The organism is Empedobacter sp. UBA3475 (genome assembly GCF_002378465.1).
GTDB classification, from domain to species: Bacteria; Bacteroidota; Bacteroidia; order Flavobacteriales; family Weeksellaceae; genus Empedobacter; species Empedobacter falsenii_B.
Genome location: NZ_DFRA01000011.1, coordinates 1 through 15964 on the forward strand (window position 1 = coordinate 1; position 15964 = coordinate 15964).

The window sequence follows — 15964 nt, forward strand, 5'->3', positions numbered from 1 at the left end:
AAACCCTACGGGCTAAAACCTTTTTAACGTTGCACTCAAACATTTTCTTAACGTGAGAGTTTTAATGCCGGTTTTTCATCCTTTTTCAATACTCAAATTCACTTTTAACAATGAATTCCAAAACTGTCATTGCTGAAAAGTCGAGCGTCAATTCGGCGTAGTGAGCGTTAAAAATGATTTACTGTTCGCATTTTATATGCGAATGATTTAAAGCATTTAGCGAATAGCCGTTATTGACCGACTTGTAAGCACAGACTTGACTTTTTTGGTTCGTTTTTGTGTCAAGACAAAAATGAACATATAATTATTAATCAACTTGTAACAATTTATACCTAAGCTCCACTGGAGCTTCTCCTTTTAATTTCAAATTCTTAATCTCAAATGTTTTTTTTATCAAGATTCCCCGAAGGGCATATGAATTCATTTAAAAACAATAATAACCCATGAATAAAAAAATGAATAATCTTAATCATGCCCCTCAACTTTTTAACACTCGTCTCCAAATCATATGACATTTTCTTCATCTTTTTTCAATATTCAAATTCATTGTCATATAAATTTTCAAATCCCGCACCTCGAATTTCGAATTTCGCGTCTCGAATCTAAATTCTCAAATCTAATTTCTCAAATCTAACATCTACTTTGTACTTAATACATAATACTTTCTACATTTTACACTATACATCACAACTACTACATTTTACAATTCTAAAATCTCAATACTAATAGCTAACATCTACTGTGTACATCTTACAATTCTAAATGAATCTAATAACCTTCTGTGCATTTCTTTATCCGAAACACATATTTTTAGAGAGAGCATTTAACTTGATTTGTAGAGGAATAAAACCAAGTAAATTGTATGAAGTTCGATGCGGATGTGATGGAAGAAAACGACCAAAAACAAGAAAGGCATGGAACTCTTCTTAAAGCTTTTGAGGTACTGGTATACCGAGCAACAATAAGAGAGCCCACGCCTAGGTCGTGAGCAAATTTACTTATTTTCTCGTTGCTACAAAAATTACCAGTTTTCAAAAGCGAGATAAAAGTATTTTTACTTTATTTTTTTAACTATCTGTAAACAAATATAATAATAATATTTTAATTGCGCACTATCGACCGCATTTTTTTTATTTACTACTATTAATTTGCTATCATGGATAGTTCTAATAGACGTATATGTAAATTCATATATAATAACTGGATAACAAAATCTGAATCACAAAGAAAGTTTGCTGACGAACATAATATTGAAGAAAGCGTTGTCAGAAAAATTAAAAAAGCTTCTCAAGATGATAATTATATTGAATATAATATGCCAATATCAACACTTGAAAGAATTTGTGAGGCACGAGAAATTAAATTATATGAATTTTTCAAATTAGTTAACATATAAAAGGCTCCTATTGGAGCCTTATCTATTTTATTATATTATTTCTTTACAGCATCACCTTGTCCACTACCAGTAACAGTAGCTAAAATATATTTAAAATAATTACCAATAGACATTGTTTGATACATTTCTGCATCTAATTTTGCTAATTTTTCAGGAGTTGACATATCAACATTCTTTATTTGCCCTAAACCGGTAATCCCTGGTAAATAATTATACACACCTCTTTTCTCTCGTTCTTCAATCAATTCTGTTTGATTAAATAAACATGGTCTTGCTCCAACTAAACTCATATCCCCTACCAACACATTAATTAGTTGTGGTAATTCGTCTAATTTTGATTTACGTAAGAATGCTCCAAATTTTGTAACTTGTGCTTGAGATGTTAAATGTGACGCAACCGATTTTGTATTGACATCCATTGTTCTAAATTTAATCAGTTTAAATGGTTTTTTACCTTTCCCAACTCTTTCTTGCATAAAAATAGGTGAACCCGTATCGAATAAACCGATAACGTATAATATAATTCCTATTGGCCATAAAAATAATATGCCGAAAAAAGAGAATAATATGTCGAATAATCGTGTCATAGTTTAGTTCTGCTTAAAGCTTTTTATTGTTTTAATAATTCCTTCTTCTGCTGACAAAGGTAAATGTTTAATATTTAAGGCTGTTTTTATCTTTTGATTTGAAACAACGTAACTCTCCGTTAACTTCTTTAATCGTTCTGAATTTAGTGGAAAGTTAATAACATCTCCACACTTTGCTACCGTCTCAATTAATCCCTTAGGTATGGATAAAAATTTTGCCTTACGATCTAATGCTTTGTTGATGGCTACAATTAACTGATTTGTTGATAAGGATTGATCGTCCGCAAAATTATATACTCCAGAAATAACTTCTTTATTTAATAACATTTCATGTATTAAATATGATAAATTATCAATACTTAGAAACGAACGGTTATTCTCGAAAGCCGACAACGGCCATGGAATTCCTTTTTCCACTACTTTATATAATAAGTTTAAGTTTCCTTTATTTCCTGGTCCATGTATCATACATGGACGAATAATAAAAAGTCTTTTACCTTCTGGTAATTGGTGTGCTAATAAATATTGTTCAGCTTCAAATTTAGATTTACCATAAGGTGTTTTAGGATCTGAAATATGGTTTTCATCTAAAACTCCTTCAATTGTATCAGCCGTTGCTTTAACAGAACTAAAAAAGAAAAAATCTTTAATCTCTGACTTTAAAAATTCCTGAAATAGTTCAATGGTTAAATCCCTATTAATTTTAAAATATTCTGATTCATTCGAAACATTTTCTAAATCGTGAGCTTTACCTGCAAGATGAATAATAGCATCAGCATTTTTATCTAATTTTGATAACCAATTTCCTCGTAAAGAAAGTGATTCAGTAGAATGATGGTTATTTTTTAAATATAAAGAGAGATTTTGCCCTACAAATCCTGAGGCTCCTGTGATGATTATTTTCACTTGAATTGATTTAAAGTTTTTTTATTAACTTTTCTTCTTTCTATATCAAAAAACCATCCCCATTTATTGAAATAATGAATAGCTGATTTTACAAAAATTTTAAATAATTTTTTACTTTTATTTGCCCCAGATTCATACCCATGATATACTGAAACTTTAGGGTAATAAATCGTTTTGTATTTTTGATTCATTCTTCTTGACAAGTCCCAATCTTCAAAATACATAAAAAATTCATCATCATACATTCCTACTTCTTTTACAGCTAAAAGATTAAGTAGTGTAAAACAACCTGATAATACAGGAGCTTCATATACTAAACTTTTATCAACATTCCTCAATTCATACTTATTTATAAAAGGCTCATAAATAAAATTAGGTTTTTTCAATTTTCTGAGAATTACACTAAAAGGAGAAGGTAGTATTTTGGGTAAATTCTGCACTGTGTCATCTAAGTTAAGCACTTGGGGCATCATCATTCCAATTTTATCATCTAACTCCATGTACTCAACCATTTTTGAAACCACATCTTCTTTAAAATAAACATCAGGATTTACAATAAAATGGTATGAAATGTTATTTTTTATTGATAAATCTATTGCTATATTATGAGAAGCTCCAAAACCAGGATTCAATGGATTGTGTATATAAATCACATCAAATTTATCTTCAAAATAATCTCTTAATGTATTTGTTGGAGAATTATCAATAATGTAAATTTGAATTTTCATTTTAACTTTTCGAAAAGATTCAAATAGTAAACCTAAATCTTTATGTGAAGTATTATATAATACAATGGAAAGACTAATCATAAAATAGTTATTAATTTAAATTTAACAACGAACCCACTCATTTTTATCAAAATCAAATTTTTTAATAACTTTTGCTGGCGAACCCACCGCAATAGAGTACGGTGGAATATCTTTACTTACTACACTCATTGCTCCAATAATAGAACCTTCTCCGATTGTAACTCCTTGAAGTACACAAACAAACTCCCCTAACCAAACATTTTTTTTAATTAATATTGGGGCTGTATATATTTTTCTACTATTAGGAGTAGTTAATGGTGAATCATGAACTTCACCTTTATAACTTCCATGATTGTGATCCGATATATAGACTTTACTTGCAATTAACACATCATTCTCTATAACAACAGACTCAACAGCAGCAATATGTACATCATCATTTATTTCAACATTTTCACCTATTTTTATTAGAATCTCATTAGAATCATTAAAATCAAAAGCATCTAAACGACAGTTAAAACCTGTTGTAAAACCTTTGTTTATTTCTATAAACTTTTTTCCTCTTACTCTGAAAGGAAAACGTATCATTCTAGCTTCTTTAAAAAGAAAAAAAGTTCTTATTTTACTATAGACTAGAAATACAACTTGTAAAAATGAATATCTTTTTAGTAAGTTCATTTATCGTAATTTAACAATAATAATTATTTTTATATATTTAAGCAATGAAAAACATACAATGAATAGGTATGTAAATGTATTAATCCATCCTTGATTATCAACTAACTTTAAATTTTTCATTTTCCCTTTTTCCATTTCTTTTAGTTTAGCACTTAAACCACTTTCACCAAAACCTGACTTGCCATCACCAAATACTATAAGATTTTTATTAAGAAAATAACAATTAAATTGTTTAGCAATTCTCATAAAATAATTCACCTCTTTAGCATAACGTTGATTTTAATCCGTTTTTAAAACAAGATGATAATCTGCAAAAAATTCAATTGCTATATTATTTGCTGCTCCAAAATCTGGATTCGAGGGATTATGAATATACTCCACATGAATATCATTAAAAATATTTCTGAGCCCATCTGTGGTAAATTATCTATTAACTAAAGCTTATAAATATTTTCTGAATTTAAAAAACTATTTATGGATTCTAATAATATATCTCTGTTATTATTGTATAATACCATTGCTGCTGTAAGCATAATTTTAAGAATTTCCATTTAATAATATTTTAAACAACTCTTTCCAGGATTTCGAATGTGGCTGATTATATACAATATCTTCAGTTATATCATAAGCAACATTTTCTTTTGAAATAAAAGTTTTCATAATTAATGCTAGTTGAATATAATCATCTACCTTGAATTTAACACTAGCATCGTATTTACCTATTGTTTCCTTGGCATATGGCAGATCGGCAACAATTATTGGCTTTTTAAAGAGCTTAAATTCAGTGATAGGCAATCCCCACGTTTCCAACTTCGATGGAAAAATCAATACATCGCAATTATTGTATAAATCAAAAATCTTTTCTTTTGACTGTAATCCAATAAATTTAATATTTTTTTGATTTTGATATTTTTTAAGCAACTCGTTAGAATATTTGTTTTCTAGCCCACTTATTGTCAAGATAACTTCGAAATTTAGATCATAGTTACTATTCAAATATTTAACAGCATTGCATATTACTTCAAAATTCTTAAAAGGTCTTGGAAAAGACGAATATATAAATTTAAAACGATCGCTTTGATCAGTTACATCGAAATTTTTATCCAGAAAATCCTTATTGATGTACTCCGGTAGAGCAACAATCACTTTTTCATTTTTAAGATTATAAGATTTCACAAACTCTTTTTTCAACCAATTTTGCTGTACAATAACATAATTATTTTTTTTGATATTAATTTTATATAAATATTTATAAAACAGCCCGAAAAAAAAATACTTAGGCATACTAAATAGTTGCTCAATACTAACATCATTAAATGGTGAAGGATTATGACAGTAAACAGCTTTTATGACAGCATTTACATTTGGGGAAATATCGTGTAGTGACAACCATAAATACGGTTTAATTTGTCTAGAAAATTTTCTAAAATATATGTACTCATAGTATAACCTATAAAAGTAATATTTTTTACTTTTGGGAAATTCAATAAATTTAATTGTCTTGTATTTATCTTCAAACAAAGATTTATTATTTACTAAAATGAAAATATTATATCTTGTTGATAATTTAACCAGATATTCAATACAATCTATTAAAATAGTTAACGCTCCTCCCTCTACTAGATTAACTGCTGAGATTACAATCGTTTTTTTATTATTATTATTAATACTATACATAATTTTTACTTTTTGATTCAATTTTAGATATAATAATTGGTAATAAGCTGAATATAAATGTGTCTAAGATGTAGGAATTATCCCAATGAGATATATAAAAACTTAATCTCTTTATAAATGATGAACTTTGATAAACTGATGTATTCGATGAATTTATTAAATATGGAATTTCTATTCGGTCATCAAACAAATAAAAAATTTTAAAATCAGTTTTTTCCAATTCTGTGACTAGGTATTCTAATAAAACTTTCTCTCCTTCATTATTAATATAAATTGCATCAATTAATATCATTAATTATGATTTTATAGTTTGTAAATTATAATATAACTTCATATACTCTTTAGATACATAACTACTTTGGTACTTTTTTACATTCTCTCTACCTTTACTAGTCAATTCTCTTCTCTCGAAATCTGTTAAATTAAGAGCTTTGATTACTGCTTTTCGAATACTGATTTTAGAAAAAGGGTCTACTAAAAAAGCACTATTCCCCGATATCTCATTCATAGGGGAAATATTAGATGTTATTACTATTGTATTTGAGGCCTGTGCTTCTAAAATAGGCAAACCAAAACCTTCATAAATTGAAGGGAAGAGAAGTATATTAGATTCTCTATAATATTGAAATAAATTTTCTTCTGAAACATTTGTTTTGTTATTAAATTTAATTCTGTAATTTTCAAGAATTTCCCTTACTTCTTCTGTAAGTTCTCCAATAATTAATACCTCAACATCCAATCCTTCTAAAGCTTTCAAAGATCGCATTAAATTTTTGTTTGTTCTTGTACCTACTATTAAAATGCTATTATGCTTACTATAGTCTATTGACAGATCACCGCCTATCTCTATTGTTAGGCAATTCGGTATAACAACAATTTTATGTGCTACAGAGGGCATAATGCCTATTATCTCATTTTTTGTTTTTTCAGAAATAGCAACAATATAGCTAGCTTTTTTAAAAGGTAAGTAAATCCAAAACAATTTAAATATGAAAGACCTAAATCGTGTTAAATCACGATATAAACCTAAATCGTGAACAGTGATAATTATTTTTTTTGTTTTTAAAGCTATCGCGGCAAAATGAATTTGCCCCGTAATATGAACTACATCAGTTTTTTTTATCTTATTTCTAAAAAAGAAAATACTCCTAAAAAGATTAAAAATACCAGAGCCAAATGGATTTTCTATTTTTAAAACCTCAATTTTATTTATTTTAATTTTTTGTATCAAATAACCAAATAACTTCTCAATACTTATTTCGTTTTTATTATATTTTCTATACAGATATATTATTTTCATTTTCATTAATACATTTTACGATAATAGTTAATATTATACCATATTCCCTTATATGGGTCAAATAATTCGGGATAAACCGAAATAGATTGATAAAGTGATACTATAGACAAAATTAATAAAAAAAGTAGATACAAAAGTTTGGTATCATGTTTCTTTAGTATAATAAAAACACTTGTCAAAAGAATCCCCTCTAATATGTTAAAATACAAACTTCCCCTATTTACTAATATTATTAATGAATTTGAAAACATTAAATATATTATAGAACTAACTAAATAACCGTTTAGAAAAAAATTATAATAATAATATTTTTTTTCTATTTTTTTTCTTAAAACTAAAAATAAAGATAGGTAAATTACCCTTCTAATTACACCTAATAAACTCAACTTATCATCAACAACTTCAGAGGAATATATCTTTGTTTTGTTTAAAGTTGCTTCACCTAATCCACCGCCAATTAAAATAAATAATTTCCCAGGTAAATCAGTAAATCCAATAATTAATGCAATAACAAGTATTATAATTAGATAAATTGTTTTGATACGTCTATTAAGAAAATAAAAAGAACTTGTTAAAAATGCTGTGGTATGAAATTGCATTGCACCAATAATCACAAAAATAAATGCTTTTCTTTTTTGAATTGCCCAAGTTAAAAAATAAAAAACTAAAGCCATAGCGAGCAATTGTCTATTTGATCCCATAACTCCTAAAGTAGAACAAAAAATGAAAAGAAATGTTGTAACAGGATATTTGGTTAATTTCTTTAAACCATAAATAATAAAATAATAAAATAATAAAGCATGTATTAATAAAAAGATTGAATAATCAGGATAAATATTATAACAAAGCCAATTTAAAAACAAATACCCAGGTTCTACTATTCCACTAATGGTGACTATATTCTTTAAGGAAAATGATTGTTTAAACATTTCTAAGTAAGGTAACCAATCTGTACCAGTTTCCCACCTTAGGCCAATAATGACCACCGAAATTACATAAATTAAAAATAAAAATGTGCTCTTGTTCTTTTTATAAATCAAACTACTGTCCTGATATATTTCAATAGAAGATATTATGAATAAAACTAATATAAAATAAAAATAAATTTCCATAACCTATATCATATTCAACAGATCTTTCATTCTTACGTCATATGAATGAAATTTTTGAAAGTGATTCATCTGTTTTTTTGCTAGCTCAAACCTAAGGTCTTGACGTGGCAAATAATATTTAATTAATTCAATAGCCTCGTCTATTGAATTATATGTAAACTCCTTCACATCAATTACGGAATATTCCTGTAAAGTTGGCTTAAAATCACATATTTGAAAACCGCCTATACCATATATCTCAAAAAATTTAACATTTGCAGATTCTATTTCAGCATAATGAAAATTGTTAAAAACGATTCTAGACCCATATATTATTTCTGCTTTTCTAGAACCTGTAATAAACTCATTCTTAAATTGCTTTGAAATTTGAGGTGTAGCAAATCTTTTATCTTGTGTACCATATAAACTCACATTAATATCGGCATTTAAGAGATTACTTATCATTTTAGCACGATATGGATACATAGTTCCAAAAGTTACAACATCTAAATCCAAATCATCTTCTAGTTTCTTTCTACTTCCTTCAAATGGTTTATGTATTCTAGAATTTAAAGCTTCTGGAAAATAGAATGTATTTAAACCCATTTTACTTTTCATAAAATTAACAATAAAGGGGTCTTTAGTAAAATAAGCATCGTACGGGGAAGCAAATATTTGTTGATTTTCAAAAGTAGTTAAAGCATCAGGATTTATATGAATTATTTTAGCATTAACTAATGCCAATTTCATTTTTTTTATACAAGATGGATGTATAAAACGATAAGTACAAATTACTAAATCAGGACTCTCATCTATAATTCGCTTAGCTATTTGATCAAAGACATATTCATCGTATTTTTTAAAAATTTTTTGAGCCCAATAGTTGTATCGATAAGGTAAACTAATTACGTCTTTAATATCTATATGGAAAACATTGTAACCTAAATGAGTTAATGAGTCATTAATATGAAACTCTAAACTGTCATAATCTTTACTTCCTAATAACGCTATTTTCATAAAGTTTAATAATATTATTTTTTAAAAAATCTAAATTTTCATTCAAAGTATATCTTTTATTAAAAAAACGAATAGGGCTACTTAGAATTTCAAAAATTACATACCAATAAAAGTTAACAGTATCATTTTTTCGAAAATAAAGAGTTTGACTATTTTGATAGATTTTTCTTTTCCAATTATTAGCTACGCTACTAGCTCCTTCAAGATGAATAATTTTAGTTGAATTAGTAACAATATTTAATTTATTCAAGCTAGAAATTCTCTTTTGTAAATCTGTTTCTTCAAAATATAAAAAATAATCTTCATCAAATCCGTTTACCTGTACAAAAAGTTCCTTTTTTAGAAACATATCAGCTCCTGAAACCATATCTACTCTTGTTAAATATGAAAAATCAATTTTTTTATATGTTTGAAAATTTGTTCTAAAATATAAATTAATATAATCTAAAACATAATTCCTAACAGAAGGAAACATTCCTGCTGTATTACCCTGAATAAGCTGTTGATTACAAAGTGTAGCACCTAACACACCAATATTATATTCTAATTCATGTTTTTCATGAAAATTTTTTAATTTCAGAATTGAATTTTCAATCAATAGCGTATCTGAATTTAATAGAAATAAATACTTGCCATTAGAATTTTTAACACCTATATTGTTAGCCCCACCAAAACCTAAATTCTTATCAGAGTAAATGTATTTTATATCATCTCTAGTAGAGAAACACTCCATAGAACCATCTACAGATGCATTATCAACAAGAATAATTTCATAATTGATTTCTTTTGTATAAGTAATTATACTTTCAATACATGCTTTAGTTAATTCTAAAGTATTATAAGTTACGATGATAATTGAAACATCTAAATTCATACATTATTATTAGTATAAAACAAAACATCTATAGCTTTATTTATCATTTTTATTTCATTCTCAAAAATTTCTTTTTCATTTCTTATTAGTTCCACGTAATGTTTCATGTTTTTACTTTCAACCTCAAAATTATTCATTAATTCCTTAATTCTATTAACTATAGAATCAATGTCTTTAACTTCCATTTTATTATCTCGATGAACATTTACATCCTCTAAATATCTAGCACTTCCTCTTTTCCCAATAAGAATTATACATCCCTGTAAAGCAGCTTCACGAGGCATTCGGTCTTTACCTGGATGATTACCAAAATCAATATATAACTTGGCTTTAGAAAACAAATCAGCAACCTGAACTGCACTCAACGCTTTTAAAGGTACAAATTGAAATTGTGGAAGTTTTTTTATTATACGCTTAGTTATTTCGAATCCCTTTGCAGGATTATAAAGTATAATATTTTCCCTAGTACTTATTCTATTTATTTCATTTTTTATAAAGGTTGTATTGATATAATCACTTAAAGGTAATTGATTATATATACCTAAATCAAATAATTTATGATGAACATATTGTGATTGATAACAATGAATTACTCGGTTCTTTATTTTTTGTATATCCTTAAAAGTAAAAACATTATCAAATTTGAAATAGTAAATTCTCAACAGTAATTGTTTGATAGTTAACTGACCAGAAGTATAAAATTTTAAATAATCAATTAATGTCGAATTATTAAAATAATTATCAAAAGACATCCACCAAAATAAATAATTTACTTCTTTGAATTTCTTAGCTAAATACAAAGAAGTTTCAGGTACAATAACTATATTTTCAGCGACATCATCAATGTTATTAGCTAACTTTATATTGTATAATTGAAAACGCTCAGGTATTTCACTGTTAACAAATTCAGAATCTGAATTATAATATACGATAAATGCCTGAATTTGAGTATTAGTATTAATATAATCAACAAATTGATGCATTAATTCAGTTCCTCCTGTTGCGACATTTGCAGGACACAAACCATAATACCTCTTATCTATCATTCTTCACAATATTTAAAGATTCAGCAATAACTTGATGCATATCCATATAACGATACGTTGCCAAACGACCTACAAAAGAAATATTCTTTAATGCATTTGCATCATTTTCGTATTTTTCAAAAATTTCCAAATCTACTTTTAACCGTTTTGGGTAATATGGAACGTCATGTTCTCCTGTTTCTTTACTGAATTCTTTAAAATAGACTGTATTCTCATGTTCTTCCCACGGTGTAAAGTGCTTATGTTCATGAACCCTTGTATAAGAAACATCAGGATCTGCATAATTAATAACAGGATTTCCTTGATAATCCCCTTCAGCTAAATGTTTTTCGAAAGTTACCGTTCTATAGCTTAATCGTCCATACTTATAATCAAAAAACGCATCTATAGGGCCAGTGTAAAAAACATGATCATATTCAGTTAGGTCCCAAGACGAATCAAATTTAGTATTTAAACGAAGTTTAATATTTTTGGCTGCTAATAATTTCTCAAAAATAGCAGTATACCCATCCTTTGGTATGCCTTGAAACGGATTTGCATAATAATTATCATTATAATTAAACCTTACAGGGAGTCTTTTCAGAATACTAGCGGGTAACTCTGTTGGTTCACATCCCCATTGTTTTTTTGTATAACCATAAAAGAATGCCTTGTACAAGTCTTTACCAATAAATTTCATTGCTTGCTCCTCAAAGTTCTGAGGCTCTGTAATACTTTTATCCGCAATAGATTCTATAAACACTTTAGCTTCTTCTGGATTAAATGTTTTTCCAAAAAATTGATTAATTGTGTGTAAATTAATTGGCAATGAAAATACTTGACCGTTATAAATAGATTTTACTCTATTCACAAATGGCATCATTTCACAAAATTGTTGAATATAATCCCAAACTTCTTTATTATCTGTATTAAAAATATGAGGACCATATTTATGTATCATCACATTGGTATCTTTGTCACGTTCTGTATAGCAGTTTCCTCCTATATGATCTCTTTCATCAATAACTACAATTTTATTATTTGGATCTTTGCTTAATTGTTCTGCTATAACAGCTCCTGAAAATCCAGAACCAATTATCAAATATTTTTTCATATTTTTTTATTTATATTTATAAAATGACTCATTATCTCTTTTGGTTTAAAATATTTAAAATCTATAATTTTCAAACCTTCTTTTCTTAAATATATGTACATTAAAAAAGTTACTAAACTTTCAATTATGATTATATTCCATGCTGTTCCTAAATATCCAAAATTTTTACTCATATAAAAATTGAAAACCAACCCAATAACACTAACTATAAAAGTAACTTTAAAAAACAATTTATCCATACCTAAATTTAACATTATTTGGATCCCAAAAATATTTGACAAACCAATGATAAATGGTAGAAAAGAAATTATTTTTAAAGGTAAAATAGCATTATCAAACTGATTACCGTAGAATAATTTAATAATCATAGGTGCAAAAAAATACAATAATAAAGATGAAAATAATGTTAAATATGCAACTATTGGTAGTACTTTCTGTACCGCTAAAAGTCCTTTTTCTTTAGATCCTGTAAAAGCTTTACCTATAAACGGAAACAGTGCTGTGGATAAAGGAACCGCTATGACAGAATTCACAATATTTAAAAAATTATGACTAGTAGTATAGTAACCGACATCAACTGTATTTACAAAGAAACCCAAAACAACAACATTTGTTGTTGTGTATAAACTTATTACTACTGTAGAAAAAAAAATCATCTTTTCTTCTATAATTAATTTGATACTTTCTGCCAAAGAAAAAAATCTTAATTTAATTTCAAACCTATATAATGCAAAACAAAATAAAAGAATGTTAATTATTAATATAAAAAAAGAGTTCAACACAGCTAAAATAATGTAATCATCTGGCTTTTTAATTAACAAAAAAACTAATATAGTATTTAATATACCTCTAATAAAATTACTTTTTGCAAAGACAGTTAAATCTTGAAATCCTTGAAAAATAAATTGAGGGGAAAAAACAGCAGCAAAACAACTGGCAAATAAAATAATAGTAACTTCAGTGTACTTTTTTATAGGTTCAAAAAAAAGTAAAAAACCTATAAATAAAATTACTGAAACTAAAAACAACAAAAATCTAGCTGTTAATACATTAGAAACAATTCTATTTATACCCTTTTGATCTGTACTTTCAATTCTTGCTAATTTTCTAGTTCCGGTTAAATCAAAACCATAAGTGACAAGTAATATAAAATAACTTACAAATGCTGTTGAATAATTGATATATCCGTAACCTTCAGGACCAATAATCCTAGATATATAGGGTACCGTCAATAACGGAAAAATATAATTAACTCCTTGAACAATACTTAATGAAGCAAAGTTTTTAATAAGTTTAAACGAGTTCACTCTTCTTTTGTTGTAAATTTTCATAAATCTTCTTTACATCCTGAGCCTTATCTTTTTTAAGTACTAATATAGCATCATTAGTAATAACCAAAATACATTTTTTTAATCCTAAAAATTCTGTATGTAAATTAGAGCCGATTACCATGTTTCCATGTTTATCAATAGGGTGCCCTTTTGTTACTAAATACTCATATACGGACTCAAAGGAGCCCATATCAGACCATTTGAATTTACCTATTACCGCCTGTAATTTTTCTGTTTTTTCCATTACAGCATAATCTACAGAAATAGATGGGATTAATAAACTCTCTTCTAAAGGCAATCTGTTTTCAACAGATAATTCAAATGCCTTTAATGCACTTTCATAAACTTCCGGTTCGTGTATTTTTAATTCGTTCAAGAATGTCTTTGCTTGAAAACAAAACATTCCTGAATTCCAATAAAAATCACCTGATTTTAGAAATTCTTGAGCCGTATCTAAGTTAGGTTTTTCTCTAAAACCTAAAACGTCACCATTTTTAATTTGAATATATCCATAACCCGTTTCTGGTTTTGTAGGTTGTAATCCAAAAGTTACAATACTTCCTTTTTTTGCAAGTTCAATTGCTTCCTGAATTGCTGAATTATATATATCAAGATCTTCAATTAAATGATCAGAAGGTGAAACCAATAAAACATCTTCACATTGAGCCTTGAAAGCTGCAAAAGCAATAGCTGCTGCAGTATTTCTTGGAGTAGCCTCTATTACTTCATGAAATTTCTCAATTCCTAAGTCTTTTAATGCTTTTCTTGATAAATGGTAATTATCAACGTTACCTACTACAATAAGCTCGTCGCAAATATCTTTGTTTCGAATTATTGTTTGTTGAAATAAAGATTTACCTTTAAATAAGTCAATATATTGCTTTGGTTTTTCTTTTCGAGACAATGGCCAAAGTCGACTACCAACACCTCCTGTTAAAATTACGTTAATGATTCTCATGCGCGATTGTAGTCGTCTTCAATTCTTACAATATCATCTTCTCCAAAATAAGTTCCATATTGCACTTCTACAAATACAACAGGTTCATTTGTTTTATTCTCAATACGATGATGAGCTCCTTGTGGAATTTGAGCAACTTCTCCTGCTTTATAGTCTTTTATATCATCATTAATTGTAATTGTACCAATACCCGAAACTATTGTCCAAACTTCACCTCTTTTAAAATGATATTGTAAAGACAATCTCCCGCCCGGATTTACTTGAATTCTTTTTACTTTATGCGTATCGCTATCTTCTAATACCCAATATTCTCCCCATGGTCTAATATCATGTTCCATTTTATAGTAATAGTTTATTTGTTGATCTTCATTAAATACTCCCCATATCCACTTTTACGTAATGGTTCCGCTATTTTTTGTAATTGCTCTTTGTTGATGTAGCCCATACGATAAGCAACTTCTTCTATGGCACCAATTTTCATTCCTTGACGTTCTTCGATGACTTGAACAAATTGTCCTGCTTGCATTAACGAATTAATTGTACCTGTATCTAACCAAGCAGTTCCTCTATTAAAAACACCAACTTTTAATTTACCTCTCTTCAGATATTCAGCATTGATGTCGGTAATTTCTAATTCTCCACGAGAAGATGGTTGTATATTTTTGGCGATTTCTACCACATCGTTATCATAAAAATACAGACCTGGAACGGCATAATTGGATTTTGGTTCGGTTGGTTTTTCTTCGATTGAAACGACTTCATTCTTCTCATTAAATTCTACCACTCCATATCTTTCAGGATCGCTCACTTGATACGCAAAAACTACTCCTCCATCTGGATCTGCAGAATCTTGCAACAATTTAGACATTCCCGATGCATAGAAAATATTATCGCCTAAAATTAAGGCTACTTTATCATTCCCAATAAATTCTTCTCCTAATATAAAAGCTTGTGCCAATCCATCTGGACTTGGTTGTTCTTTATATGAAAATTTACATCCTATTTGAGAACCATCACCTAATAATTTCTCAAAATGAGGTAAATCATGAGGAGTAGAAATAATCAATATTTCATTAATTCCAGCCAACATCAACGTTGACAATGGGTAATATATCATTGGTTTATCATAAACCGGCATCAATTGCTTGCTCACCGCTAATGTTAAAGGGTGTAATCGCGTTCCTGAGCCTCCGGCTAATATTATTCCTTTCATGTTTTTTTTTGTTGTTAAAACGGTTAGATGGTTAGATGGTTATATGGT

General features: G+C 27.7%; 17 protein-coding genes. 1 reads left to right on the forward strand and 16 read right to left on the reverse strand.

Annotation, left to right across the window (positions count from 1 at the left end; translation table 11 throughout):
* Positions 1-1156 precede the first annotated feature (1156 nt).
* The gene (locus B3I31_RS03130; RefSeq protein WP_286476164.1) at positions 1157-1396 is read left to right on the forward strand and encodes a transcriptional regulator; all 240 of its coding nucleotides are present in this window, start codon (positions 1157-1159) and stop codon (positions 1394-1396) included.
* 35 nt (positions 1397-1431) lie between these two features.
* On the opposite strand, the gene B3I31_RS03135 is transcribed toward B3I31_RS03130, so the two are convergent.
* The 16 genes from B3I31_RS03135 to rfbA all read right to left on the reverse strand — a co-directional run bounded on the left by B3I31_RS03135 (position 1432) and on the right by rfbA (position 15916).
* Positions 1432-1983 (reverse strand): sugar transferase, encoded by a 552-nt coding sequence (locus B3I31_RS03135; protein WP_291087507.1) that lies wholly within the window; start codon positions 1981-1983, stop codon positions 1432-1434.
* 3 nt (positions 1984-1986) lie between these two features.
* Positions 1987-2889, reverse strand: a complete 903-nt coding sequence (locus B3I31_RS03140) for an NAD-dependent epimerase/dehydratase family protein (RefSeq protein ID WP_291087510.1) — start codon at positions 2887-2889, stop codon at positions 1987-1989.
* Complete coding sequence (locus B3I31_RS03145) at positions 2886-3698, reverse strand: glycosyltransferase (RefSeq protein ID WP_291087513.1); 813 nt, start codon at positions 3696-3698, stop codon at positions 2886-2888. The genes B3I31_RS03140 and B3I31_RS03145 overlap by 4 nt, the downstream gene beginning before the upstream one ends.
* A gap of 21 nt (positions 3699-3719) precedes the next feature.
* Positions 3720-4316 carry an acetyltransferase gene (locus B3I31_RS03150; protein WP_291087516.1) on the reverse strand — a complete coding sequence of 199 codons (597 nt, stop codon included), beginning with the start codon at positions 4314-4316 and terminating at the stop codon, positions 3720-3722.
* Positions 4317-4562, reverse strand: coding sequence for a hypothetical protein (locus tag B3I31_RS03155; protein ID WP_291087519.1), 246 nt, complete (start codon positions 4560-4562; stop codon positions 4317-4319).
* Between the two features lie 291 nt (positions 4563-4853).
* The gene (locus B3I31_RS03160) at positions 4854-6014 is read right to left on the reverse strand and encodes a glycosyltransferase (protein WP_291087522.1); all 1161 of its coding nucleotides are present in this window, start codon (positions 6012-6014) and stop codon (positions 4854-4856) included.
* A gap of 274 nt (positions 6015-6288) precedes the next feature.
* Complete coding sequence (locus B3I31_RS03165; RefSeq protein WP_291087525.1) at positions 6289-7293, reverse strand: glycosyltransferase family 4 protein; 1005 nt, start codon at positions 7291-7293, stop codon at positions 6289-6291.
* Positions 7294-7298: 5 nt separating this feature from the next.
* A complete protein-coding gene (locus B3I31_RS03170) occupies positions 7299-8405 on the reverse strand; it encodes an EpsG family protein (protein WP_291087527.1) in 1107 nt (368 codons plus the stop codon).
* 3 nt (positions 8406-8408) lie between these two features.
* Complete coding sequence (locus B3I31_RS03175) at positions 8409-9401, reverse strand: CgeB family protein (RefSeq protein WP_291087530.1); 993 nt, start codon at positions 9399-9401, stop codon at positions 8409-8411.
* Complete coding sequence (locus B3I31_RS03180) at positions 9376-10275, reverse strand: glycosyltransferase family 2 protein (protein ID WP_291087532.1); 900 nt, start codon at positions 10273-10275, stop codon at positions 9376-9378. Before B3I31_RS03180 ends, B3I31_RS03175 begins: the two co-directional genes overlap by 26 nt.
* The gene (locus tag B3I31_RS03185; RefSeq protein WP_291087535.1) at positions 10272-11321 is read right to left on the reverse strand and encodes a hypothetical protein; all 1050 of its coding nucleotides are present in this window, start codon (positions 11319-11321) and stop codon (positions 10272-10274) included. Before B3I31_RS03185 ends, B3I31_RS03180 begins: the two co-directional genes overlap by 4 nt.
* Positions 11311-12414, reverse strand: a complete 1104-nt coding sequence (glf, locus tag B3I31_RS03190) for a UDP-galactopyranose mutase (RefSeq protein ID WP_291087538.1) — start codon at positions 12412-12414, stop codon at positions 11311-11313. The genes B3I31_RS03185 and glf overlap by 11 nt, the downstream gene beginning before the upstream one ends.
* Positions 12411-13745, reverse strand: coding sequence for a flippase (locus B3I31_RS03195; protein ID WP_291087541.1), 1335 nt, complete (start codon positions 13743-13745; stop codon positions 12411-12413). The genes glf and B3I31_RS03195 overlap by 4 nt, the downstream gene beginning before the upstream one ends.
* Positions 13708-14703, reverse strand: coding sequence for a mannose-1-phosphate guanylyltransferase (locus B3I31_RS03200; RefSeq protein ID WP_291087544.1), 996 nt, complete (start codon positions 14701-14703; stop codon positions 13708-13710). Before B3I31_RS03200 ends, B3I31_RS03195 begins: the two co-directional genes overlap by 38 nt.
* The gene (locus B3I31_RS03205) at positions 14700-15041 is read right to left on the reverse strand and encodes a phosphomannose isomerase type II C-terminal cupin domain (RefSeq protein WP_114998492.1); all 342 of its coding nucleotides are present in this window, start codon (positions 15039-15041) and stop codon (positions 14700-14702) included. The genes B3I31_RS03200 and B3I31_RS03205 overlap by 4 nt, the downstream gene beginning before the upstream one ends.
* Positions 15042-15055: 14 nt before the next feature.
* Positions 15056-15916, reverse strand: coding sequence for a glucose-1-phosphate thymidylyltransferase RfbA (rfbA, locus tag B3I31_RS03210; RefSeq protein ID WP_291087547.1), 861 nt, complete (start codon positions 15914-15916; stop codon positions 15056-15058).
* Positions 15917-15964 lie beyond the last annotated feature (48 nt).